Below are 21,696 nucleotides of genomic sequence, written 5' to 3'. Positions count from 1 at the left end.
GTAGTCGCCATGCCCATCTCCGCCTTCGAGCAGCCGCACGATCGAGCAGGACGGTTCGTGAACCTCGACGGCTCGCGCCCCGTCGGGCTCGCGACCGTCCTGCGCTGGGCAGTCTGGGACCGGCTCACCGGCAAGCGGAGGCGCGCCCCGGAGCGGGGCTCCGTCCTCACCGTCGCGGCCGATCGCGCGCGTCTCGCCCGCCCGCCCGCGGAGGGCGAGCCCGCACGGCTCACCTGGCTCGGCCACGCGAGCTTCCTCGTCCAGCTCGACGGCGTGTCGCTCCTCGTCGATCCGGCGCTCCGGCCCGCGATCTTCGGGGGCATCGTCCGGAACGTCCCGCCCGGCGTGCCGCTCGAGGACCTCCCCCCCATCGACGCGCAGCTCGTCACGCACAACCACTACGACCACCTCGATCTCCCCACGCTGCGCTCGGTCGGGGCGCCCGTCGTCGCCGGCCTCGGGCTCGCGCGCTGGCTCGAGGCGCGCGGTCTCCCCGCGACCGAGCTCGGCTGGTGGCGCTCGACGCGGGTCGGTGCCGTGCGGGTCACCTTCGTCCCCGCACACCACTGGAGCCGGCGCGGGCCGCTCGACACCAACGCGACGCTGTGGGGCGGCTTCGTCGTCGAGGGCAGCACCGCGACCGTGTACCACTCGGGCGACAGCGCGTACTTCGCGGGGTTCCGGGAGATCGGCGAGCGCTTCCCGGGCATCGACGCGGCCCTCCTCCCGATCGGCGCCTACGACCCGGGCTGGTTCATGCTCCGGCAGCACATGGACCCCGAGCAGGCGCTCCAGGCCTTCGAGGACCTCGGCGCCCGCGCCTTCGTCGCGATGCACTGGGGCACCTTCAAGCTCGCCGACGAGCCGCTCGACGAGCCGCCGCGGCGCGTCGAGGCGGAGCGCGTCCGGAGAGGCCTCCCGCCGGAGCGGGTGCGCGTGCTCGCGGTGGGCGAGACGCTGGAGGTCGCGCGCCCGCTCGCCGTGCGCGAGCCCGCGACGCCCCGCTGAGCCGCGCTCGCCGTCGCCTCGGGGCGTATCCCTTGCACCGCGCGCGGATCCTTCGGCGCGACGCTCCTGCCCCACCGCCGCGCGCCTCCTTTCGGCGTCATCGGCTTCCCCACGCGCTCCCACCTCGCGCCGCGCCGTGCGCCCGTCCCGGAGGCTTCTCGCGGGGACGGGCAGAGGAGGAATTCTCCGGCGAGCATGTTGCAGCTATCCTGAGAGACGGCACGCTCCCGCGCGACGGGAGCCGCCGGGGAGCGTCGATCGTGAACGCTGGCGCGCATCTCCTCGGGATCCCGCGGTCCACTTCCTCCGCGCGCGCCTCGAGCGCCGCCCCGGGGCGTGCCGTGGGGGCGCGCCGTCGTCGGGGCGCGACACCCGCTCGCCGCCCGCATGCCCGCCGTGCTGCCGCCCTCCTGCCGGCGCTCGTCGCGGTCCTCCTCGGCTGCGACCCCTACGTGAAAGGCAACGGCGTCCTCCGCGAGGAGACGCGCCAGGTCGGCGGGTTCGAGGGTCTCCGCGTCGAGGATGGGATCCAGGCGGAGGTGACGGCCGGCGTCACTCCCCAGCGCGTGGCGGTGAGCGGCGACGAGAACCTGCTGCAGCACATCTCGACCTCGGTGAAGACGGACCCGGTGCACGGCCAGGTGCTCGAGGTCCGCTCCACGCTGTCGTCCTTCGACTCCACCCACCCGATGCGCGTGGTGGTCTCGGTGCCGGTGTTTCGCTTCCTCGCCGCGACCGACTCCTGCTACGCCACGGTGAGCGGCGCCGCGACCGACGCCTTCGCGGTGGACGCCGACGACGGCGCGGACATGCGCCTGAGCGGAGCGGGCGGCGCCGCGCTCTCGGTCCGGCTCGCCGGCGGCCAGGGCGGCGGCGCCCACCTCGACGCGCGCGAGTACCGCGTCACCGACGCCTCGGTCGAGCTCGGCGGCGGCGCCCGCGCGGAGCTGCACGTGGACGAGCGGGTGACGGGCACGCTGAGCGGCGGGGCCGCGCTCGAGAACGTCGGCGGCGGCGTCTGCGAGGTCACGGCCACGGACGGCGCGACCGTGAGCTGCCCCCCCGCCGCCCCCTGAGGCCCGCCTACCGATCCTGGCGACGCCTCCTCCGGCTGCCGTCCGGGCGGGCGCCCGCGGGGCGCGCCCGGGCGCCTCCCGTCACGAAGCGGGCACGCCTCGCTCCTTGACGGTTTCGGAATCATGGACCGCCGTCTAGAATCCGCCGCCTCATGACCGAGAAGATCACGCCGGAAGTGGTCGCCCAGCACGGGCTCACGCAGGCCGAGTACGACGAGGTGAAGCGCCACCTCGGCCGCGAGCCGAACCTGACCGAGCTCGGCGTGTTCTCGGTGATGTGGAGCGAGCACTGCTCGTACAAGTCCTCGCGGGTGCACCTCAAGACGTTCCCCACCTCCGGGCCGCGCGTGCTCCAGGGCCCCGGCGAGAACGCGGGCGTGGTGGACCTCGGCGACGGGCTCGCCGCCGCGTTCAAGATGGAGAGCCACAACCACCCGAGCTACATCGAGCCGTACCAGGGCGCGGCGACCGGCGTGGGCGGCATCCTCCGCGACGTCTTCACCATGGGCGCCCGCCCCATCGCCTCGGCGAACTCGCTGCGCTTCGGCGATCCCAGCCACCCGAAGACCGCCTACCTCCTCGAGGGCGTCGTCGCCGGCATCGGCGGCTACGGCAACTGCATGGGCGTGCCGACGGTGGCGGGCGAGGTGATGTTCCACCCGAGCTACAACGGGAACTGCCTCGTGAACGCGTTCACGCTGGGCATCCTCCCGGCCGACAAGATCTTCCTCGGCACCGCGGCGGGCGTCGGCAACCCCGTCATGTACATCGGCGCCAAGACCGGCCGCGACGGCATCCACGGCGCGACCATGGCCTCCGCCGAGTTCGACGCCTCCACCGAGGAGAAGCGCCCGACGGTGCAGGTGGGCGACCCGTTCATGGAGAAGCTGCTGCTCGAGGCGTGCCTCGAGCTCTTCCAGACGGACGCGGTGGTCGGCATCCAGGACATGGGCGCCGCCGGCTTCACCTCCTCGTCCGTCGAGATGGCCGGCCGCGCCGGCAACGGCCTCGACCTCTTCCTCGACCAGGTGCCGCTCCGCGAGGAGGGCATGACGCCGTACGAGATCCTCCTCTCCGAGTCCCAGGAGCGAATGCTCCTCGTCGCGGCCGAGGGCAAGGAGGACGTGGTCCGCCGCATCTGCACCAAGTGGGACCTCGACGTCGCCGTGGTCGGGCGGGTGACCGACACCGGCCGCTGGCGCGCGCACTGGCAGGGGAAGCTCGTCGCCGATCTGCCGGTGGACCCGCTCACCGAGGGCGCGCCGAAGTACCAGCGCCCGATGAAGCCGCACCCGGCGCTCCCCGATCTGCACGCCTTCGACCTCTCGACGCTCCCCGAGCCCGCCGACCTCGGCGCCACGCTGCTCCGCCTCCTCGCCCGTCCCACCATCGCGTCCAAGGAGTGGGTCTACCAGCAGTACGACCACATGGTCCGGCTCGTCGGCGCGGTGCGGCCGGGCGGAGACGCGGCGGTGGTGCGGATCGCCACGGGCGACGCGCGCCACGCGAAGAAGGCCGTCGCCATCTCGGTCGGCGCGAACGGCCGCTACTGCTTCCTCGACCCACACCTCGGCGCAGCGCACGCGGTCGCCGAGTGCGCCCGCAACATCGCCTGCGTCGGCGGCGAGCCCATCGCCATCACCGACTGCCTCAACTTCGGCAACCCCGAGAAGCCGGAGATCATGTGGCAGTTCGCGGAGTGCGTGCGGGGCATCGGCGACGCCTGCCGCGCGCTCGGGACGCCCGTCGTGTCCGGCAACGTCTCGCTCTACAACGAGACCGAGGGCCAGGGGATCCTGCCCACGCCCACCATCGGCATGGTCGGCCTCGTCCCCGACGTCGAGAGGACCTGCTCGAGCGCGTTCAAGAACGCCGGCGACGTCATCGCGCTCGTCGGCACGCTGCAGGGCGAGGTGGGCGGCTCCGAGTACCTCGCCGCCGAGCACGGCAGGGAGGCGGGCCGCCCGCCCGCGCTCGACCTCGCGAGGGAGAAGGCGGTGCAGGAGACGGTGCGCCGCGCCGTCCGCGAGGGGCTGCTCTCGTCCGCGCACGACTGCTCCGACGGCGGCCTGGCCGTCGCGCTCGCCGAGTGCTGCATGATGCAGGGCGTGCCCGCCGGCGCCGAGACGACGCCCTGGATCGGCGCGGCGGTGCGCGTGCCGTTCCCCGCGCGGAAGGACTTCGTCCTGTTCGGCGAGGACGCGAGCCGCATCCTCGTGTCGATGCCGAAGGAGAGCGCGGCCCGCTTCGTGGCGCTCGCCCAGGAGTGCGGCGCGCCGGTCATCCGGCTCGGCGCGGTGGGCGGCGACACGCTCGAGATCCAGGGGGCGCTCTCGGTGCCCGTCGCCGAGCTCGCCAAAGCCTGGCGCGACGGCATCCCCGCCGTGCTCCGGCGCGACGTGGGCCACGCCGCCGCCTCGCTCGTCGCGCGCGAGCCGCAGGAGCCGTTGAGCTAGAGACGGTGATCAGTCCGCGCTTGCACCCCGGGGCGCGGGGTCGGGTATGCTGCGACCCCGCGCGGCGGCGACCCGCGGCAGGACGCCCGGATCGCGGGCGTCTCGACCCGGCGCCCGGGTTGCAGGAGCGCCACGCCTCGACCCCGCACGGATGAGCACCGCCGACCACCTCTGCATCTTCGAGCGCGCCACCGGCGAGCGGCTCCTCGCCGCCGAGCGCTTCGTGCTGGCGCTGCCGCAGCTCCTCGGCGCCGCCCTGGACGCCTGCGACCTCGGGCTCGACCCCTCCTCGCGCCGGCTGATCGTGCTCCTGCGCTTCTCGCCGGCCTCCGCGCCTCCCGGCGCGAGCGAGCGGCTCGCGTTCTGGGCCGCGCGCGCCGGGGGGCGCGCGAGCGACATCGGCCAGATCCCGCCCGGCGACCTCGACGAGCTGAAGACGCTCCTCGCCGCCTGCGAGCCCAGGCTCGCCGACGTCGCCGGCGCCGAGCTCTACCTCGCGACCGCCGCGTTCTTCACCGACGCCGGCGCGCCCGCGCTCCGGCGGCGGAGCCCCGGCGAGCGGCCCGCGCTCGTGCTCGACCTCGCCGGCGCGGCCGCCGCGGGCGCGAGCTACGACCCCGCCGCAGCGGCGCTCTTCGTCCCCTCGCCGATGGCGCCGCCCCAGGGCGACGAGCTCGTCCTCGCCGTGCGCGTGCCGGGCCTCGCCCGTCAGGTGGAGGGCCGCGCCCGGGTGGCGGCCGTGCGCTCCCCGGCGGCGGCCACCTCCGGGGCGCCCGCCGGCTACACGCTCGCGGTCGAGCCCGCGCCGCCCGCCCTCGCCGCCGCGCTGGCCGCGCACGTCGCGCCGCCCGCGCCGTCGCAGTGGGAGATCTCGCGCTCCGCCCCGCGGCTCGAGGTCCACGCGCCGGTGAAGGTGCTCGGCCGGATCGCGCTCCGCCCGGCCGAGGCGGCCTCCGCCATCGCCTGCGCGACGCTCGCCTACGAGACCGGCGCCGAGCTCGAGCAGGACTTCGTGGAGAACCTCTCCCAGGGCGGAGCGTTCGTGCGCACCGCGAGCCCGGCGGCGGTGGGCGCGCCCGTCGCGCTCGCGATCCGGCTGCCGGACGGCGGCGACCTCCACACCCGCGCCACCGTGGCCTACGTGAGCGACGAGGGCATGGGCGTGCGCTTCCAGCTCGAGCCCGCGGAGGAGGCGCGCCTCTACGCGGCCATCGTCCAGCTCACCGCCCGCCCGCGCCGCGCGCTCGTGGTGGACGACGACGCGCTCCACCGCCGGATGCTGGGCGACGCGCTCGCGGCCCGCGGCTACGAGGTGGTGACCGCCGCCGACGGCGCGGAGGGCCTGCGGGCGCTCGCCGACGAGCTCCTCACCCTCGACCTGCTGCTCACCGACGCCTGCATGCCCGGGATGGACGGCGAGGCGTTCGTGCGCACCATCCGCGAGGCCGGCGGCGAGACCGAGCTCGCGGTGGTCGCGGTGACCGGCCGCTCCGACCCCGAGCTCGCCCCCCGGCTCCGCGCCGCGGGCGCGGACGAGGTGCTCGAGAAGGCGCTCGGGGCGGAGCGGGTGGCGGAGGCGGCGGACGCGGTGCTCGAGCGGAAGCGGCTCACCACGCGCACGAGCGGGTGATCACGAAGGTGGCCGGCGTGGTCGCGGCCCCGTCGGTCGCGCTCATCGTGTAGGTGCGGCTGGTGCTCTCCGAGCACGTCTGACCTGCGGCGAACGAGACCTCCAGGGCGCACTGGGAGGCGAGGCAGACCTGGGTCTGGCCCGTCTGGCTCACGGTCCACTCCACCGGATCACCGTCCGGATCGGTCACGAAGTCCGTCACGGTCCCGCTGGCGCTCGAGACGGCGAGCTCGTTGACGAGGCACTGGCCGTACTCCCAGCGACAGCAGGTCGCGGTCTCGACGCACTGGGCGCCGAGGCCGAAGGCGTTCTTCGTGAAGACGGGGGCACGGTTCTGGATCTGGATCTGCGCGACGCTCGCGACGGGAGCGGACTCCCAGGGGTCCCGGACCCGCTGCTGGATGTCGTGCGCGCCCACGAAGTTGCCGGCGACGGCGGCGACCGCCGAGGCGAGGGTGCACTGGATCACCACCATGCCGGAGGCGTCGAGGACGTAGCTCGGGCAGACCGCGTCCCCCGTCGGATCTCCCTGCGCCATGGGATCGCCGTCCGGATCCCGCCACTGGCTCAGCTTGGCGGAGGCGCGGTACTCCCCGGCCGCCGCGTCGTACACGTGCTGCGGGGACACGACCGTCGCGGCCCAGGCGACCTCGGGCGGCCGGTTGCCGATGACGACGGGCCAGGTCTCGCTCGTCTCGGCGCCGTTCACGTCGCGAACCGAGAACGTGATGGCCCGCTCGAGACCCTCCCCGCCGATGAGGAGGAGCGCGTCCGCGGGGGCGGTGTACGGCAGCTCGATGCTGAAGGCGGCGCGGTCGCCGAGGTCCTCGACCTGGAACGTCGCCGCGCCGTCGCCGACGTGATGCCCCGCGACGGTCCGCCCCTCGAGCGGGTCGCCGTCGGGATCCTCCGCGAGGACGCCGATCGCGCCATGCGCGGAGAACCGCGACGAGGCCGCGTCGAAGGCGTGGTTGAAGACGGGGATCGCCTCCGTCACCACCGGCGGCGCGTTTCCGATGCTGAGGCGCGTGGCCGCGACGCCGATCACGCCGGCCTCGTCCCGGGCCTCCACGCGCAGCACCCAGTCACCCGCGATGGCGGTGCCGTCCGTCTCGATGCGCACGGTGGGCCTGGCGGCGTCGGGCCCCGGCTCGAAGATCGCGCGCCGCTGGGCGTCGAGCGCGTGCCCCGCTGGCGGCTCGACCGTCCAGTGGAAGCTCGCGCCGGCGACGGCCGAGGTCGCGGAGAGCGCGACCGCGCCGCCGAGCTCGGTGACCGGCCGGCACGTGATCGGCTCGCCCTCGCACCGGTGGTCCACCGCGACGTCGGCGCCAGCGGTCACGAGGGGCGCGCCGGAGCGCGGGGCGACCTCAACGAGCGCGCTCGCGGGCGCGCTCTGGACGGAGAGCTCGTCCGCCACGACGAGCGAGACCTCGTAGCGCCCGGGGCAGGCGAACCGCACCGGGGTGGTGGCGGTGGTGCCCGCGACGACGGGAGGCTCGCACGGCGCATCCACGGCGCGGACCGTCCACGCGTACGCGACGACCGCGTCCTCCGGCGCGTCCGGGTCCGAGCTGCGAGAGCCGTCGAGGGTGACCACGTCGTTCGCCTGGACGACGCTCAGCGGGCTGATGCGGGCGAGCGGCGCCGCGTCGGCGACGCACGCGCGCGCGAGGCACCGCGAGGCGGGCGGGCACGACTCGGTCGTGTCGCAGGTGATGGGGGCGGGCCCGCCCTGCGAGCAGGCGAGCGCGGTCGCGAGCGCGAGGGGAAGCGCGACGTTGAGCGCGGGGACCGCTGTGCGGTGGGTCGGCATCTCTGTTCTCCGGAGAGCGTCGGCTGGAACGACGAAGAGTAAAGGTTCGCCGAGGGTGGGTTCAATCGAGGCGCGCCAATGCGACGATCGTTCCAGCGCCCGCACCGCGTCCGGCGCGCTTCGTCGAGGGGCGAGGGTCCGCGGCGCGGCCGGTCCGGTCCGACACGGGGACACAGGTGCGCCGACGCGCCGATGGGTCGCTCGTCACTCCCGGCGCACATCACTTGCAGTCGCGGCGCGGCTGCTCGAAAATCCACGATCCGTCTCATCCACCCCGGAGGCACCGCCCGACATGGCTCTGTCCGGAGCGCTCACGCTGACCCTCGCGCTGCTCGCCGGCGCGAGCGGGGACCGCCTCCTCCTGTGCCGCCCGCGCGTGGGCGGGGACCCGGTGCTGGCGCGCGGGGACGCGATCGCCGAGGCCGCTCGCAAGGCCGGGAAGTTCCTCGACTACGGGGTCGCGTGCGAGGACGTCGCCGAGGGCGCCCGCGCCGCCCGCCGTGCCGGGCTCCCCTACGCGATCGCCGCCGGGGCCGAGGGGCGGGCGGAAGGGAGCCGCTACGTCCTCGTGCTCGCGGACGCGGCGAGCGAGACCGAGCGGGCGCGTCGCACGCTCGACGTGGCTCCGGGCGCGGACGCAGTGAAGCCGCTGCGGAACGCCCTTCGAGAGCTCGTCCGGACGCTCCCGCCCCCGCCCGGCCCGAGCCCGGCGCGCGTCGCCGCGTGGACGACCGTGGGTGCCGGTGTCGCCGCGGTGGCCGCCGGGACCCTCCTCGCCTTCTCCGCCCGCTCCGCGGCGGACGAGGCGAACGCCGCCGGCGACCCGGCCTCCTACACGCGCTCGCGCCAGACCTGGGAAGACCGGCGCCGCTGGAGCGGCATCTCTTTCGCAGCAGGGGGCGCCGCGATCGCCGCCGGGCTCACCTGGCGCTTCGTCTTCTGAGGGGACATCCCATGAGGCTCATCGTCATCTCCGCCGCGGCGCTGGCCCTCGCGTGCAGCTCGGTCGAGGACCGCGCCGCGTGCGCCACCAGCGCGAGCTGCCCGTCGGGCCAGTACTGCGCGCGGACCTCCGACGGGAGCGTCTGCTGGGCGGACGCGGTCCGGCCGGCGGTCTCCCTGGTCACCGCCTCGTGCGCGACGACCCCGTGCGTGCGCGATGGCGTCCTGCGGGTCGAGGCCACGGTCACCGAGGACAAGGAGCTCGCGACCGTCGAGGCGGCGCTCGACCTCGACTCCGGGGCGCGCAAGATCGCGATGACCGCGGCCGGAGGCCGCTGGGTCGCGGAGCTCCCTCTCCGCGACTGGCCCTTCGAGGCCTACGCGCGGCCGGTGGTCGTGAGCGTCGTCGCGCGCGACGGCGCCCGGAACGAGGGCAGCGCAGAGGCGGTGCCGGTGGAGGTGACGAGGTTGAGGTGGGTCTACGACGCCGGCGTGCCGATGAGTCCGGCGGCGGTTCACGAGGGCGGACTGGTCCTCGTAGGGCTCTCGAGAACGACCGAGCAGCTGGTGGGACTTCGAAGCGATGGCGCTAAAGCATGGTCAATCACTGCTGGAAATGCGTTCGTCACCGCCGCTCCCGCAACAAGCACTGGAAACGTGTGGTTCGGCTCGTGGGCAGGGGTCGTGTATTCAGCAGATCCCGTTGGCGAACTGCGCCCGAACTCATGCGCCACCGGTGACGCAGTGCAAAGCTCGCCTGCGCTAGTGCAAGGCAGTTCCGAGCGCTTGGTGGCGGGAACTCCCGCTGGGACGCTGGCTGTTGCCGATGCAACAGGGTTTTGCAGCTTGCCGTCTGCGTCAGCGTCTGTGACTGCTCCACCCGTTGTGCTCACGAATGGCGACGTAATCGTCGTCGCGACATCAGTGCTGGAGAGCTTTTCTGTTCTCGCCAGTGGCTCGCTTCGACCGAACTGGACCGGAGTTGCGCCAGCACCTGCTAAACCAACAGTGGGATCTCTAGTCACGGCGCCGCCCGCAGTTGATGCATTGGACGGAATCTGGACTGTTGATGCAGCGGGCAAGGTTAACTACACGACCGCTGAGGCGGTCACCGCGCAGGTAACGACCGCGGGTGCGAACGCTTCAGGCCCGATCGTGCTGGGGGATGGAAGCGTCGTGTTAGGCGACCAGGGCGCGAAGCTGCGACGATTTAGTCGCGGTTCGACGCCCCCGTGGGCCGAAAGTTCTCCGTTAGAGGGTGTCCCCACGATCCCAATGGTCGTGAGCGGTCCATCCACCCATCTGATCGTCCCCACCTCGACCGGCCGCCTCTATGCGATCCGCGAGTCCGACGGCAGCATCGCCTGGTCGGTGAAGCTGTCCGCCGCGGGAGCGGCGCTCCAGCCAGCCAACATCTACACGCCCCCCGGTCAGCCCGCGGGCGCAGTGATGAGCACCGCCTACGTGGCGGGGGCAGACGGGAAGCTGTACGCCGTGATCGTGGACGGCGAGCTCGACACCTCCGCGCCCTGGCCGAAGGCATTCCACGACCCGCGAAACACCAACAACGCGGGGACGCAGCCGTGAACGCGCGCGGGGTCCTCGCCCTCGCCGGCGCCCTGTTCGCGCTCGGCGCGGGCGCCTCCGAGCGGCTCGGCGTCATCTCCGTCGCCGATCCGCCGGGCGGGCCGGACGCCGACCTCGCCGAGCTCGCGCACCAGCTCCGCGCCGCTTGCCGCGATCGCATCGGCGGCGTGGTGGACGTGCCGACCATGCGCGCGCGGCTCCTCGGCCAGGCGTCGAACGCCACCCTCTCCGAGCTCGACCGAGCCTACGGCGGCGCGCTCGCCGTGTACCAGAACGGCGAGTTCGAGAGCGCGGTGCGGACGCTCCGCGCCATCGTCGAGGACCTGGAGAGCCTCCCGGAGAGCGACGACGCCTACGCGCAGTGGACGCGGGCGCTGCTCCGCCTCGCCCACGCCGCCGCGACGATCGGGATGGAGCGCGACGCCCAGGCCGCGCTCCTGAAGCTCGCGCGGATGGAGCCCACGCTCCAGCCGGATCCCGACCAGTACTCCCCGGGGTACCGGCGCAGGTTCGAGGAGGTGAAGGCGAAGGTCCGGGCGCTTCCGAAGCGCCGGCTGACCGTCCTCGCCGAGGGCAGGTCCGGCGTCGTCTACGTGAACGGTCGCAACATGGGGCCGGCTCCCGTCGCGGTCTCGCTGCCCGCCGGCGCGTACCGGATCGGCGGCGCGGCGGACGCGTTGCGGGTCCCGAGCTTCACCGTCGACCTCGAGGCCGAGGATCGCACCGTGGTGCTCGACTTCGCCCTCGCCGACGCGATCCGCGTGAACGCCGGGCCGGGCCTCGCGCTCGCGCCCGAACAGCGGGCGTACGGCATCATCCGCGGGGGCGCCTGGCTCGGCGTGGACAAGCTCGTGGTCGCGAGCCGCGTGGTGGAGGGCGGCGCCCAGTTCCTGCTCGGCTCCATCTACGACGTCCGTCGCGGGGCGCTCCTGCGCGAGGGGAGCGTCCGGATGGTGGCCGGCAGCGTGCCCGCGGTGAACCTCGGCGCGCTCGCGTCTTTCCTGCTCACCGGCCAGTCGTCGCGCGACGTGAAGGATCGCACGCCCGACCTGCCTCGCCAGCCGCCCGCGCCGCTCATCGTCGCGTCTCCGGCGCCGGTGCCGGCCCCGTCGCCATCCGCAGCGGCGCAGCCCGCTCCGCAGCCGGCGCCGGTCACGGCGGCCCAGCAGCCGAAACGGGCTGCCGCCGCGGCAGCGACGGCTGCGGGCAAGCCGGCCGCGCTCGAGGGCGGCACGCCGCCACCTCCGTCCCCATCGCCCGCTCGCCCCGTGGCCGCGCTGGGTTCCGCGACGCCCGACCCGAGGGCCGCGCGGCCGACGCCCGCGAGCGCCTCGCTCGCCTTCACTCCCCCGGCGATCTCGAGTGATCCGCCGGCCGCGGCCCTCACCCTCCGGCCGCGGCGCGCCGCCTGGATGCGCCCCACCGCGATCGCCTCGGGCGCGGCGGCCGTGGTGCTCGCCGCGGTCGCCGTCCAGCAGGGCCTCTCGGCCTCGGGCAAGTCGAGCGACGCGGACGCGATGGTCGTCGGCGATCCGCCGACGTTCAAGTCCGGCGCGGACCCGGCGCGCTACTACGCCCTCAGGCGCGACGCCGACGCGGCGCAGCGGAACGCCTACGTCTCGGCGGGGTTCGGCGTCGCGCTGGCCGCCGCCGCCGGCGCGCTCGGCTGGATGTCCTGGGATCGGAGCCCGGAGCCCGCCGCCGTCGCCTTCAGCTTCTGACCCGCGTCCCGCCCGGCGCGCGCGGCCCGAGCGCGCTCGAGTTACAACGCCCGCCGCCGCGGCTCCGCCGCGCCCGGAGGAGCTCACCATGGACCGCTACACCCAGACCTTCACCGTCCGCTGGGGCGACTGCGACATGAACGGCCACGTGCGGAACACGATGTACAGCGAGTACGCCATCGAGACGCGCATGGCGTACCTGACCGCGAACGGCTTCAGCTACGAGCACTTCGGGGAGCTGCACCTCGGCCCGGTGCTGCTCAGCGAGGAGATCGAGTACCTGCGCGAGATCCGCGCCGGCGAGACGGTCGCGGTGGACTTCGTCCAGCTCGGCCTCTCGCCCGAGGGCGCGAAGTGGAAGCTCCGCCACGACCTCTGGAAGCCGAACGGCAAGCAGGCCGCGAGCATCATCGTCGCGGGCGGGTGGATGGATCTCAACACCCGCAAGCTCGTCCCCGCGCCCGCGGCGCTCGCCGAGGCGATGCGGCGCGTGCCCAGGGACCCGGCCTTCGAGGTCCTGCCCGCGCTCGGCTCCTCGCGGAGGTAGTCAGCGCTCGCCGGCGGCCCGGGCGGCCGCCTCGGCTCCCGCGTCGCGCCGCAGCGGCGCCTCGCCCCGCACGGCAGGATCGGCGCGCACCGCGGCCACCGCCGCCTCGATCCCGTGGCCGAGCCGCGCGGCGAGCTCCGGACCGTAGTACGTGCGCACCGCCTCGCCGCGGCGCGCCGCGATCTGCTCGGGCGTGTCCACGTAGCCCACGTAGCCACCGGCGAGCGAGACGATCTCCGTGCCGGGACCCGCCTCGGCGCGCCATGCCTCCCCCACCTCGGCCACCGGCTCGCCCGGAACGAACGCGAGCACCACCTGGCCGAGGCGCAGCGCGGACAGCGGGGCGCGCGCCGGGACCGCGCGGTAGGCGAGGTTGCCCGCCGCGGAGCGGAGGATCGCCGGCAGCGCTCCGGGCGCGGGCGCCGGGAGGACCACCTCGCCCGTCGCGAAGCCGAGCGCCGGGGAGGCGACGCGCTCGAAGCGGAGCGCCTCCACCGTGCGTGAGAGGGCGTCCGCGTAGCGCTCCGGCGTCACCGGGCCGCCTTCGGGCAGCGCCACCGACTGATCCCCGAGCGCTCCCTGGAAGAAGAGCCGCACGCCCGCGCCCGCCGCGTCCTCGTGCAGGAAGCGGCCCGGCCAGTCGCCGGAGATGAGCCGGTTCCGCTTTCCGAGCGTGGTGGGATGCGCGGCGAGCACCGTCAGCTCGGCGAGCGGCGCGCCGCCCCGCCGCGCGAGCCGCACGGCGAGGAGCCGCGCGTCCTTCGGCCCGCCCCCGCGGCCCCGCACGAGCGCCTCCGCCCGCCCGCGCGCGAGCTGGACCTCGACGGGGGTGAGGGCGCCCGCGGCGCGCCGGATCGCCTCCGCGATCCCCGCGACGACCGCCTCGCGCATGCGCGGCTCGTAGGGTGCCGCGCCGAGGCGCTCGCCGAGCAGGTTGTCCCAGTAGCCGCCCGGCCCGGCGTGCGTGTGCGTCGCCGCGAGGACGAGGCCGTCGAGGCCGAGGTCCTCGACGCGCGCGCGGACGGCGGCCTCGAGCTCCTCGGGGACGACGAGCAGCTCCGCGGACGCGAGCGCGATCCTGCAGCCCGGCGCGCCCAGGACGAGCGCGCGGGCGCCCACCGGGTCGCGGACTCCCTCGCTCGTCCAGCGCAGGCGTGCGAAGCCGGCGATGGGCGCCTCGGCCGGAAGGGTGAAGGCGGCCTCTCCCACGCCTGCCGAGAGGGCGCCCGCTCCGCAGGGGGCGACGGCGATGCGCGCCGGCTCCTCGGGCCGCTCCGGCCGCCACGGGAGCGACGCGATCGCCAGCACGATCACGGGGATGGCGAGGGCCATCGCGGCGCCGCGCAGCGCGCGGGTGGCGGGCAGCTTTTTCAAGCGTGCATCGTTATACTCCGGCGCCTCATGGGGTACGACGCCGTCTACGACAAGATGAAGGACGAGTGCGGGGTCTTCGGGATCTGGGCGCTCGGCCAGTCCGAGGAGGCGTCGAACTACGCCTACCTGGGGCTGCACGCGCTGCAGCACCGCGGGCAGGAGTCGGCCGGGATCGTCGCGACCGACGGCGAGACCCTGCACGTCCACCGCGACATGGGGCTCGTGGCGGACGTGTTCACCGCCGAGACCATCGCGCGCCTCAAGGGCGGCGCCGCCATCGGGCACGTCCGCTACTCGACCGCCGGCGGCTCGCACGTGAAGAACGCGCAGCCGCTCGCCGTGCAGTACCAGGGCGGCGCGGTCGCGGTCGCGCACAACGGCAACCTCGTGAACGCCGAGGCGCTGCGCGCCGATCTCGAGCGCGACGGCTCGATCTTCCAGGCCTCCACCGACACCGAGGTGATCGTCCACCTCCTCGCCCGCGCGCGCGCGCCGGGCGCGCCCGGCTCGGTCGAGCAGCTCGTCGGCGCGGTGCGCGAGGCGCTCTGGCGCGTGACGGGCGCCTACTCGATGCTCTTCCTCTCGCCCAAGGCGCTCGTCGCCGCGCGCGATCCGATGGGCTTCCGCCCGCTCGTGCTCGGCAGGCTCAAGGGCAGCTGGGTGCTCGCGAGCGAGACGACCGCCCTCGACCTCATCGAGGCGGAGTACGTCCGCGAGGTGGAGCCGGGCGAGCTCATCATCGTCGACGGCTCCGGGCTCCGCAGCGAGCGGCTCTTCCCCGCCCAGCCGCCCTCCCGGCTCGGCCGCTGCGTCTTCGAGCACATCTACTTCGCGCGGCCGGACTCGGTGCTGTTCGGCAAGTCGGTCTACGAGGTGCGCCACGCCTTCGGCAAGCGGCTCGCCGAGGAGCACCCCGTGCCGGCGGACCTCGTCATCCCGGTGCCGGACTCGGGCGTGCCCGCCGCCATCGGCTACGCCGAGAAGGCGGGGATCCCCTTCGCGATGGGGCTCGTCCGCTCGCACTACGTCGGCCGCACGTTCATCGAGCCGCAGCAGTCGATCCGGCACTTCGGCGTGAAGCTCAAGCTGAACGCGCTCCGCGGGGTGCTCGCCGGCAAGCGCGTGGTGGTGGTGGACGACTCGGTCGTGCGCGGCACGACGAGCCGCAAGATCGTGAAGATGATCCGCGCGGCCGGCGCGACGGAGGTCCACCTCCGCATCAGCTCGCCGCCCACCGCCTGGCCCTGCTACTACGGCATCGACACGCCCACGCGGCAGGAGCTCATCGCGAGCACGCACTCGATCGAGGACATCGCGACCTACGTCACCGCGGACTCGCTCGGCTACCTCTCGCTGCCCGGCCTCTACGCCGCCATCGGCGAGGACCGCGCCACGTACTGCGACGCGTGCTTCTCGGGCGAGTACCTCGTCGCCTTCCCGAAGCGCACCCCCGCGCCGCCCCTGCGCGTCGTCGGCGCCTGAGCCGCCGGAGCTCCCGAAGCCCGAGGTGAGCGCGCTCAATCGGGGCGGCGCCGCGCGTCGGGCGCACCGCGCGGCCCGAGCGTGCATAAGCTCGGGCGCGCATGGCGGCGAACCCCGAGCGCTTCGTCATCGCGGACGGCAGCGTCCACGTGTACCGCCTCTTCGACGTCGCGGACGCGATCGACCTCGCCGCCGCGGAGCGCGCCGTCGAGGTGGCGATGGCGGCGCCCAAGTCGCGCGCGCGCCTCACCGGCGCGCAGTCCGCGACCGCGCTCGAGCTGCCGCGCCCACCGCTGCGCGTCGCGCTCGGCGCGCGCGAGGCCCCGCTCCGCTCCCGCGGCGCGCGCACCGCCGAGGCGAGCGCGCACGTCTTCGACTACGGCGTCGTCTCGATCCTCTACAAGCTGCCCATCGCGCCCGGCACCGCGCTCGAGGAGCTCGTCGGGCTCGCGGAGGAGCTGTTCGTCTCGCCGCCGCCGGAGATCGACCAGGGGGCGCGGCGCGAGGCGGAGGAGCTCTGCCGCGCCCTGGGCGGCGCGCTCGAGCGGCCGCACCGCTGGGACGGCCTCGAGAGCTACCAGATCTTCTTCGTGCGCCGCTTCGCGGACGGACCCCTCCGCGCCCAGGAGCTGCTCGCCAGCGCCCCCGTGGCGGAGCTGCTCCTCGGCGAGACGAGCCCGGTCCGCCTCTCGACCGCCGAGCGCCAGGAGGTGCTCTCCCACCACTACACCTACCTGGAGGACGACCTCGCGGTGGTGCACTGGAACAGCGCGCTCGTGGTGGAGCCTTCGGGGGTGGAGGACATCCCCGACCTGCTGGAGTTCGCGACCGCCCACCTGCTCGAGCTGCGCTATTACGACGCGCTCCTCGACCGCGAGCTGCACCTCATCTACGACGAGATCGAGCGGGGCGGGAGCCCGGTCGCGAACATCTTCACCCGCCGGTACCGCGGCCTGCAGCGCCGCACCGCCGCCCTCCTGCTCGAGCTCTCCGAGATGGTGGAAAGGCTCGAAAACGCAGTGAAAATCGTGGGGGACTTCTACCTCGCGCGGCTCTACCAGAGCGCGGTCCGCCGCTTCCGGCTCCCGGCCTGGCAGGAGACGGTCCTGCGCAAGCAGCGGCTCCTCGCCGAGGTGAACGACCTCATCGGCGACGCCGCCGACACGAGCCGGAGCGAGCTCCTCGAGCTCGCCATCATCCTCCTCATCGTCTTCGAGATCGTCGCCGCCTTCCGCTGAGGGTGTGGCACGGCTCCCTCCCTGGAGCGGGATCGATCGTCACGATCGGCCCGTTTTTCAGGCCGATCGTGACGGCGTGAAGTTGACGGGGGGATCGGGAAGCGATATCTCCGAGCCATTCGCCGCCCTGGGCGGGCGGTCGACAGGAGGGCTTTCCAACATGACGCAGGCTCAGTTCTTCCAGGCGGTGGCCGAGGGCGCGCAGCTGTCGAAGGCCCAGGTCCGTCAGGTGTTCACGGCGGTCGAGGAGGTCGTGACGAAGCGGCTGAAGGGCGAGGGGAAGATCCCGCTCGGCGGCCTGGGCGCGGTGAAGCTCGTCGATCGCAAGGCGCGCATCGGCCGCAACCCGGCGACGGGCGAGCAGATCAAGATCCCGGCTCGCACCGCCATCAAGATCACGCCCGCCAAGGGCCTGAAGGACATCTTCAACAAGAAGGGCAAGAAGTAGCCCTTCCTCGATCGAGGTCCTCGGCGCCCGCCTGGCCCTGCGGCTCGGCGGGCGTCGCTTTTTCCGGTCATCACCCGGCGTGAATCCAGGGCGCCGCCCCGAGGGAGAGCAGCGATGAGCGTCGTCGTCGTCCCCGCCGACACCCCGGCCCTGCGCGAGCAGGCGTACGCCCTGCGCCACGACGTGTTCGTCGGCGAGCAGCGGGTGCCCGTCGAGCTGGAGCGCGACGAGCACGACGACGCGGCCTTCCACGTCGTCGCGCTCGAGGGCGCGCGCTGCGTCGGCACCGGCCGCCTCGTGCGGCAGGCGGGCGGCGTCGGGCGCGTCGGGCGCATGGCGGTGGAGCGCGGGCACCGCCGCCTGGGCGTGGGCGAGCAGCTCCTCGCCGCGCTCGAGGAGCGGGCGCGCGCCGAGGGGCTCGCCGAGATCGAGCTGCACGCCCAGTGCTACGTGGAGGCGTTCTACGCGCGGGCGGGGTACGCGCGCGCCGGCGAGCGCTTCGAGGAGGCCGGCATCCCGCACGTGGTGATGCGCAAGCGGCTCGTGCCGTGAGCGCCGCGCCGCGAGGCCGGATCAGGCGAGGGTCGTGACCTTCAGCGGATCCGCAGCAGCGTGCGGACCGTCGCGATGATGTCGGCGAACTGGACCGGCTTCTGGAGGTACACGTCGATGCCGAGCTCGGCGGCGCGGTCGCGCGCGTCGGGCCCGCCGGCGCTGATGATGACGATGGGCGTCCCGGCCAGCGCCGGATCGGCCCGCATCCGCTCGACGAGCGTGAAGCCGTCCATGACCGGCATGTACAGGTCCGCCATGACGAGGTCGACGCGGGGCGGCTCGACGAGCCGGGCCAGCGCCTCGTGGCCGTTCGGCGCGTACTCGACGGCGACGTCCACGCCGTCCCCCTCCGAGCGGAGCTTCCGGAGGGCGTACTGGTACATCTCGACCACCCGCGCGTTGTCCTCGACCACCAGCACGCGGTAGGTGCGCTTCGCCTTGCCGCTGCCGGTGCGGGCGGTCTCGGCGATGCGCGCGAGCTTGTGCCGGTCGTCCACCCGGTCGATGGGGATCTTGACCGCGACCCCCCGCGGCTGGTCCTTGGCGGCGGCGCGCGTGCGCACGACCTCCACCTCGACCTCCACGGGCTCGAGCAGCCCGGGGAAGCTCACCTGCAGCGGGACGCGATCGCCCTCGCGCAGGGACCGATCCGTGCGTATGAAGAGCCCGCCGGCCGACACGTTCTCCGTGACGTCCCGGACGGCCTGCTGCATGCCTGGGTAATCCACACGGAGCACGAGCGGGACGCGGGGATCGCGACGCTTTTCTCGACCGATTTCCATCCGGAGCGGTCGAGTATACAGCGGCGGATCTCCTTGACAATCTTACATGTGCTCACTAGCCTCGCCCGCGCTTTACGCCCTGCCTTCATCGGACCTCTATGACGAATCCACCACTCGTCGGGACGGCCGAAGAACTGCCGCGGGAAAAGGTCGAGCACTTCGACCGTGAGCTCGCGGAGGTCCTTCGTCGCTACCCGCCCGATCGAAAGGCCGCGGCGATGCTGCCGGCCCTCCGCCTCGGCCAGGAAGTCTTCGGCTACCTCTCCCCCGCGGTTCAGCGGCTCGCCGCCGACCGGCTCGGCACCTCGCCGGCGCGCGCGGAGGAGGTGGCCACGTTCTACGTGATGTTCCACACCGCGCCGATCGGCCGCCACCTCGTGGAGGTGTGCACGAACGTCTCGTGCTGCCTCACCGGCGGCGACCGGCTGTTCGAGTACCTCAAGCACAAGCTCGGGGTCGCGAACGGCGGCACCTCGTCGGACGGGCGCTTCACGCTGCGCGAGGTCGAGTGCCTCGGCGCCTGCGGCACCGCCCCGGCGATGCTCGTGGACGAGGAGATGCACGAGCGGCTCGACCCGAAGAAGGTCGAGGAGATCCTGGGGAGGCTCGAGTGAGCGAGACGCTCATCCTGACGAAGCGCTGGGGGAAGCCCGACTCCGCCGCGCTGCGCACCTACCGCGCGGACGGCGGCTACGCCGCGCTCGACAAGGCGCTCGGCATGGAGCCCGCCGCCGTCGTCGACGAGGTGAAGAAGTCGAACCTCCGCGGCCGCGGCGGCGCCGGCTTCGCGACCGGGCTCAAGTGGACGTTCCTCCCGAAGGACGTCCGTCCCCGTTACCTCACGGTGAACGCGGACGAGTCCGAGCCGGGCACGTTCAAGGACCGCTACATCATCGAGCACGATCCCCACATGCTGATCGAGGGGATCGCCATCACCTGCTACGCGCTCGACATCCACGCCGCCTACGTCTACATCCGCGGCGAGTTCGCGAAGCAGGCGCGCATCCTCGAGGCGGCGGTCGAGGAGGCGCGCGCGGCCGGCATCCTCGGCTCGCGGCTCCTCGGGAAGAAGGACTTCGACCTCGAGATCGTCGTGCACCGCGGCGCGGGCGCGTACATCTGCGGCGAGGAGTCGGCGCTGCTCGAGTCGCTCGAGGGCAAGAAGGGCTACCCCCGCCTCAAGCCCCCGTTCCCGGCGATCGTCGGCCTGTGGGGCAAGCCCACCATCATCAACAACGTCGAGACCATCGCGAACGTCCCCTGGATCGTCGCGAACGGCGGCGACGCGTTCGCCGCGCTCGGCGTGGGCAAGTCGGGCGGCACCCGGCTCTTCGGCGTCTCCGGCCACGTGAACCGGCCGGGCGTCTTCGAGAAGCCGGTCGCCTACAACCTGAAGAAGCTCATCATGGAGGACTGCGGCGGGGTCGTCGGCGGCCGGAAGATCAAGGCCGTCATCCCCGGCGGCTCCTCCTCCCCGGTGCTGCGCGGCGACGAGATCGACATCTCGCTCGAGTTCGACGCGGTGAAGGCGGCCGGCTCGATGTCCGGCTCCGGCGGCGTCATCGTGTTCGACGACTCGACCTGCATGGTCCGCGCGCTCGCCCGCATCTCCAAGTTCTACGCGGAGGAGAGCTGCGGGCAGTGCACCCCCTGCCGCGAGGGCACCTCGTGGATGGAGGGCATCGTCGAGAAGATCGAGCACGGCCACGCCACCGCCGAGGACGTCGCCAAGCTCGAGCAGGTGGCGGGCAACATCGGCGGGCAGACCATCTGCGCGCTCGGTGACGCCGCCTCGATGCCGGTGCAGTCGTTCGTGAAGAAGTTCCGCGACGAGTTCCTGCGCCACGTCGAGGAGCGGCGCTGCCCGTACGGCGACCACGGCTGGGGTCTCGATCAGTCCTCTCGCCCGGCGGTGGTGGGCGGGGTGAGGTACTAGGCGATGCAAATCACGGCCGAGCTCGTCTGCTTCTGGATCTTCGCCATCCCCCTCGTCGTCACCGCGCTCGGCGTGGTGGTCGCGCGGAGCCCGGTGTACGCGGCGATGAACCTCGTCGCGGCCTTCTTCTTCATGGCCGGGCTCTACGTCCTCCTCGCCGCGCACCTCATCGCGTTCATGCAGATCCTGGTGTACGCGGGCGCGGTGATGGTGCTCTTCCTGTTCGTCATCATGCTCCTGTCGCTCGACGAGGAGCACCCGCAGCGCGAGCGCCGCAGGGCGATGCAGTACGTGGGCGTGCTCGGCGCGGTCTCGCTCCTCGCCGTGCTCGCCTCCGCCATCGCCCGCGTGCCCGACGCGGCCATGTCGACGCTCGCCCAGCCGGACCGCTTCGGCACGGTGAAGGCGGTAGGGCAGGTGCTCTACACCGAGTTCCTGCTGCCCTTCGAGGTGACGAGCCTGTTGCTCCTCGTCGCCATCGTCGGTGCGGTCGTCGTCGCGAAGGAGAGGATCTGAGCCATGGTCCCCGTCACCTGGTACCTCTGGCTCGCCGCGGTCCTCTTCACCATCGGCCTCTCCGGCGTCCTCCTGAAGCGCAACGCGCTCATCGTGATGATGAGCGTCGAGCTGATGCTCAACGCGGCGAACCTCACGTTCCTCGCGTTCGCGCGGCAGTCGGGGAACATCGGCGGGCACGCCATCGCCTTCTTCGTCATCGCGGTCGCGGCGGCGGAGGCGGCGGTCGGGCTCGCGGTGGTCATCGCCATCTACCGCACCCGCGGCAGCGTGAACGTGGACGAGGTCCGCGCGCTGCGCGAGTGAGCGTCGGTCCCTGACGGCGTCTCGGCCGACTTTCACCGCCCCGGCGCGCGCCGCGGTAAGCTCGCGGCATGATCGCTCGCTGCGCCCGGTGCCAGGGCACGTTCCAGACCGACCGCTTCGGCCGCCAGATCTGCCCGCACTGCGGCGCGGAGCTGCTCCTCGCCGATCCGAACGCGCCGCCGCCCTCGGCCGCCGAGCCGCCGCCCGCGGCGCCGGCGCAGCCCGAGGCCCCCGCTCCTGCGAGCGAGGCGCCGGCAGGTGCCGGTGCCGCCCCGG

Annotated in this window: 19 protein-coding genes and 1 pseudogene; 17 read left to right on the top strand and 3 right to left on the bottom strand. The window is 73.6% G+C overall.

All coding sequences use genetic code 11. The annotated features are described in order from the left end of the window. Window positions 1-9 precede the first annotated feature (9 nt). The 4 genes from MNY60_RS07955 (at window position 10) to MNY60_RS07940 (ending at window position 6,170) form a co-directional block, all read left to right on the top strand. Window positions 10-1,008, top strand: a complete 999-nt coding sequence (locus MNY60_RS07955) for an MBL fold metallo-hydrolase (RefSeq protein WP_242360328.1) — start codon at window positions 10-12, stop codon at window positions 1,006-1,008. Between the two features lie 452 nt (window positions 1,009-1,460). Continuing rightward, complete coding sequence (locus MNY60_RS24200; protein ID WP_242360327.1) at window positions 1,461-2,084, top strand: GIN domain-containing protein; 624 nt, start codon at window positions 1,461-1,463, stop codon at window positions 2,082-2,084. A gap of 152 nt (window positions 2,085-2,236) precedes the next feature. Further along, the gene (purL, locus tag MNY60_RS07945) at window positions 2,237-4,540 is read left to right on the top strand and encodes a phosphoribosylformylglycinamidine synthase subunit PurL (protein ID WP_242360326.1); all 2,304 of its coding nucleotides are present in this window, start codon (window positions 2,237-2,239) and stop codon (window positions 4,538-4,540) included. A gap of 151 nt (window positions 4,541-4,691) precedes the next feature. Beyond that, a complete protein-coding gene (locus tag MNY60_RS07940) occupies window positions 4,692-6,170 on the top strand; it encodes a response regulator (RefSeq protein WP_242360325.1) in 1,479 nt (492 codons plus the stop codon). Here MNY60_RS07940 and MNY60_RS07935 read toward each other — a convergent pair. Beyond that, window positions 6,148-7,986, bottom strand: coding sequence for a PKD domain-containing protein (locus tag MNY60_RS07935; RefSeq protein WP_242360324.1), 1,839 nt, complete (start codon window positions 7,984-7,986; stop codon window positions 6,148-6,150). The genes MNY60_RS07940 and MNY60_RS07935 overlap by 23 nt on opposite strands. Before the next feature lie 292 nt (window positions 7,987-8,278). Between MNY60_RS07935 and MNY60_RS07930 the strand changes: the two genes are divergently transcribed. The 4 genes from MNY60_RS07930 (at window position 8,279) to MNY60_RS07915 (ending at window position 12,783) form a co-directional block, all read left to right on the top strand. Further along, window positions 8,279-8,929, top strand: a complete 651-nt coding sequence (locus MNY60_RS07930; RefSeq protein WP_242360323.1) for a hypothetical protein — start codon at window positions 8,279-8,281, stop codon at window positions 8,927-8,929. Between the two features lie 11 nt (window positions 8,930-8,940). After that, entirely contained in the window at window positions 8,941-10,515 is a 1,575-nt protein-coding gene (locus MNY60_RS07925) for a pyrrolo-quinoline quinone (protein WP_242360322.1), read from the top strand. Continuing rightward, window positions 10,512-12,236: a hypothetical protein gene (locus MNY60_RS07920; protein WP_242360321.1), complete on the top strand. Its 1,725-nt coding sequence runs from the start codon at window positions 10,512-10,514 to the stop codon at window positions 12,234-12,236. The genes MNY60_RS07925 and MNY60_RS07920 overlap by 4 nt, the downstream gene beginning before the upstream one ends. Before the next feature lie 88 nt (window positions 12,237-12,324). Further along, window positions 12,325-12,783, top strand: a complete 459-nt coding sequence (locus tag MNY60_RS07915) for a thioesterase family protein (RefSeq protein WP_242337053.1) — start codon at window positions 12,325-12,327, stop codon at window positions 12,781-12,783. Here MNY60_RS07915 and MNY60_RS07910 read toward each other — a convergent pair whose 3' ends face one another. Next, complete coding sequence (locus MNY60_RS07910) at window positions 12,784-14,157, bottom strand: neutral/alkaline non-lysosomal ceramidase N-terminal domain-containing protein (RefSeq protein ID WP_242360320.1); 1,374 nt, start codon at window positions 14,155-14,157, stop codon at window positions 12,784-12,786. Between the two features lie 27 nt (window positions 14,158-14,184). On the opposite strand from MNY60_RS07910, the gene purF reads away from it, so the two are divergent. The 4 genes from purF (at window position 14,185) to MNY60_RS07890 (ending at window position 17,877) form a co-directional block, all read left to right on the top strand. Then, a complete protein-coding gene (purF, locus tag MNY60_RS07905) occupies window positions 14,185-15,639 on the top strand; it encodes an amidophosphoribosyltransferase (protein ID WP_242355414.1) in 1,455 nt (484 codons plus the stop codon). Window positions 15,640-15,740: 101 nt separating this feature from the next. After that, complete coding sequence (locus tag MNY60_RS07900) at window positions 15,741-16,877, top strand: hypothetical protein (protein ID WP_242337062.1); 1,137 nt, start codon at window positions 15,741-15,743, stop codon at window positions 16,875-16,877. Between the two features lie 160 nt (window positions 16,878-17,037). Further along, entirely contained in the window at window positions 17,038-17,325 is a 288-nt protein-coding gene (locus tag MNY60_RS07895) for an HU family DNA-binding protein (protein WP_242337065.1), read from the top strand. Between the two features lie 114 nt (window positions 17,326-17,439). Further along, the gene (locus MNY60_RS07890) at window positions 17,440-17,877 is read left to right on the top strand and encodes a GNAT family N-acetyltransferase (protein WP_242337068.1); all 438 of its coding nucleotides are present in this window, start codon (window positions 17,440-17,442) and stop codon (window positions 17,875-17,877) included. Window positions 17,878-17,918: 41 nt separating this feature from the next. On the opposite strand, the gene MNY60_RS07885 is transcribed toward MNY60_RS07890, so the two are convergent. Further along, window positions 17,919-18,662: a TIGR02266 family protein gene (locus tag MNY60_RS07885; RefSeq protein WP_374109397.1), complete on the bottom strand. Its 744-nt coding sequence runs from the start codon at window positions 18,660-18,662 to the stop codon at window positions 17,919-17,921. 98 nt (window positions 18,663-18,760) lie between these two features. Between MNY60_RS07885 and MNY60_RS07880 the strand changes: the two genes are divergently transcribed. From MNY60_RS07880 to MNY60_RS07860, 5 genes and pseudogenes are all read left to right on the top strand, one after another. Next, complete coding sequence (locus MNY60_RS07880; RefSeq protein ID WP_242337075.1) at window positions 18,761-19,276, top strand: NAD(P)H-dependent oxidoreductase subunit E; 516 nt, start codon at window positions 18,761-18,763, stop codon at window positions 19,274-19,276. Beyond that, a complete protein-coding gene (gene nuoF, locus MNY60_RS07875) occupies window positions 19,273-20,598 on the top strand; it encodes an NADH-quinone oxidoreductase subunit NuoF (RefSeq protein WP_242337078.1) in 1,326 nt (441 codons plus the stop codon). The genes MNY60_RS07880 and nuoF overlap by 4 nt, the downstream gene beginning before the upstream one ends. Window positions 20,599-20,601: 3 nt before the next feature. Then, window positions 20,602-21,114, top strand: a complete 513-nt coding sequence (locus MNY60_RS07870) for an NADH-quinone oxidoreductase subunit J (RefSeq protein WP_242337080.1) — start codon at window positions 20,602-20,604, stop codon at window positions 21,112-21,114. A 3-nt stretch (window positions 21,115-21,117) separates the two neighbouring features. Beyond that, entirely contained in the window at window positions 21,118-21,420 is a 303-nt protein-coding gene (nuoK, locus tag MNY60_RS07865) for an NADH-quinone oxidoreductase subunit NuoK (protein ID WP_242337083.1), read from the top strand. A 68-nt stretch (window positions 21,421-21,488) separates the two neighbouring features. Continuing rightward, window positions 21,489-21,696 (top strand): annotated as a pseudogene (locus MNY60_RS07860) (YIP1 family protein); the annotation flags it as partial.

Source organism: Anaeromyxobacter sp. SG17, assembly GCF_022690695.1.
Lineage (GTDB): Bacteria > Myxococcota > Myxococcia > Myxococcales > Anaeromyxobacteraceae > Anaeromyxobacter > Anaeromyxobacter soli.
The sequence above is the reverse complement of the archived record's forward strand: the minus strand, read 5'-3'. Positions and strand labels throughout refer to the sequence as shown.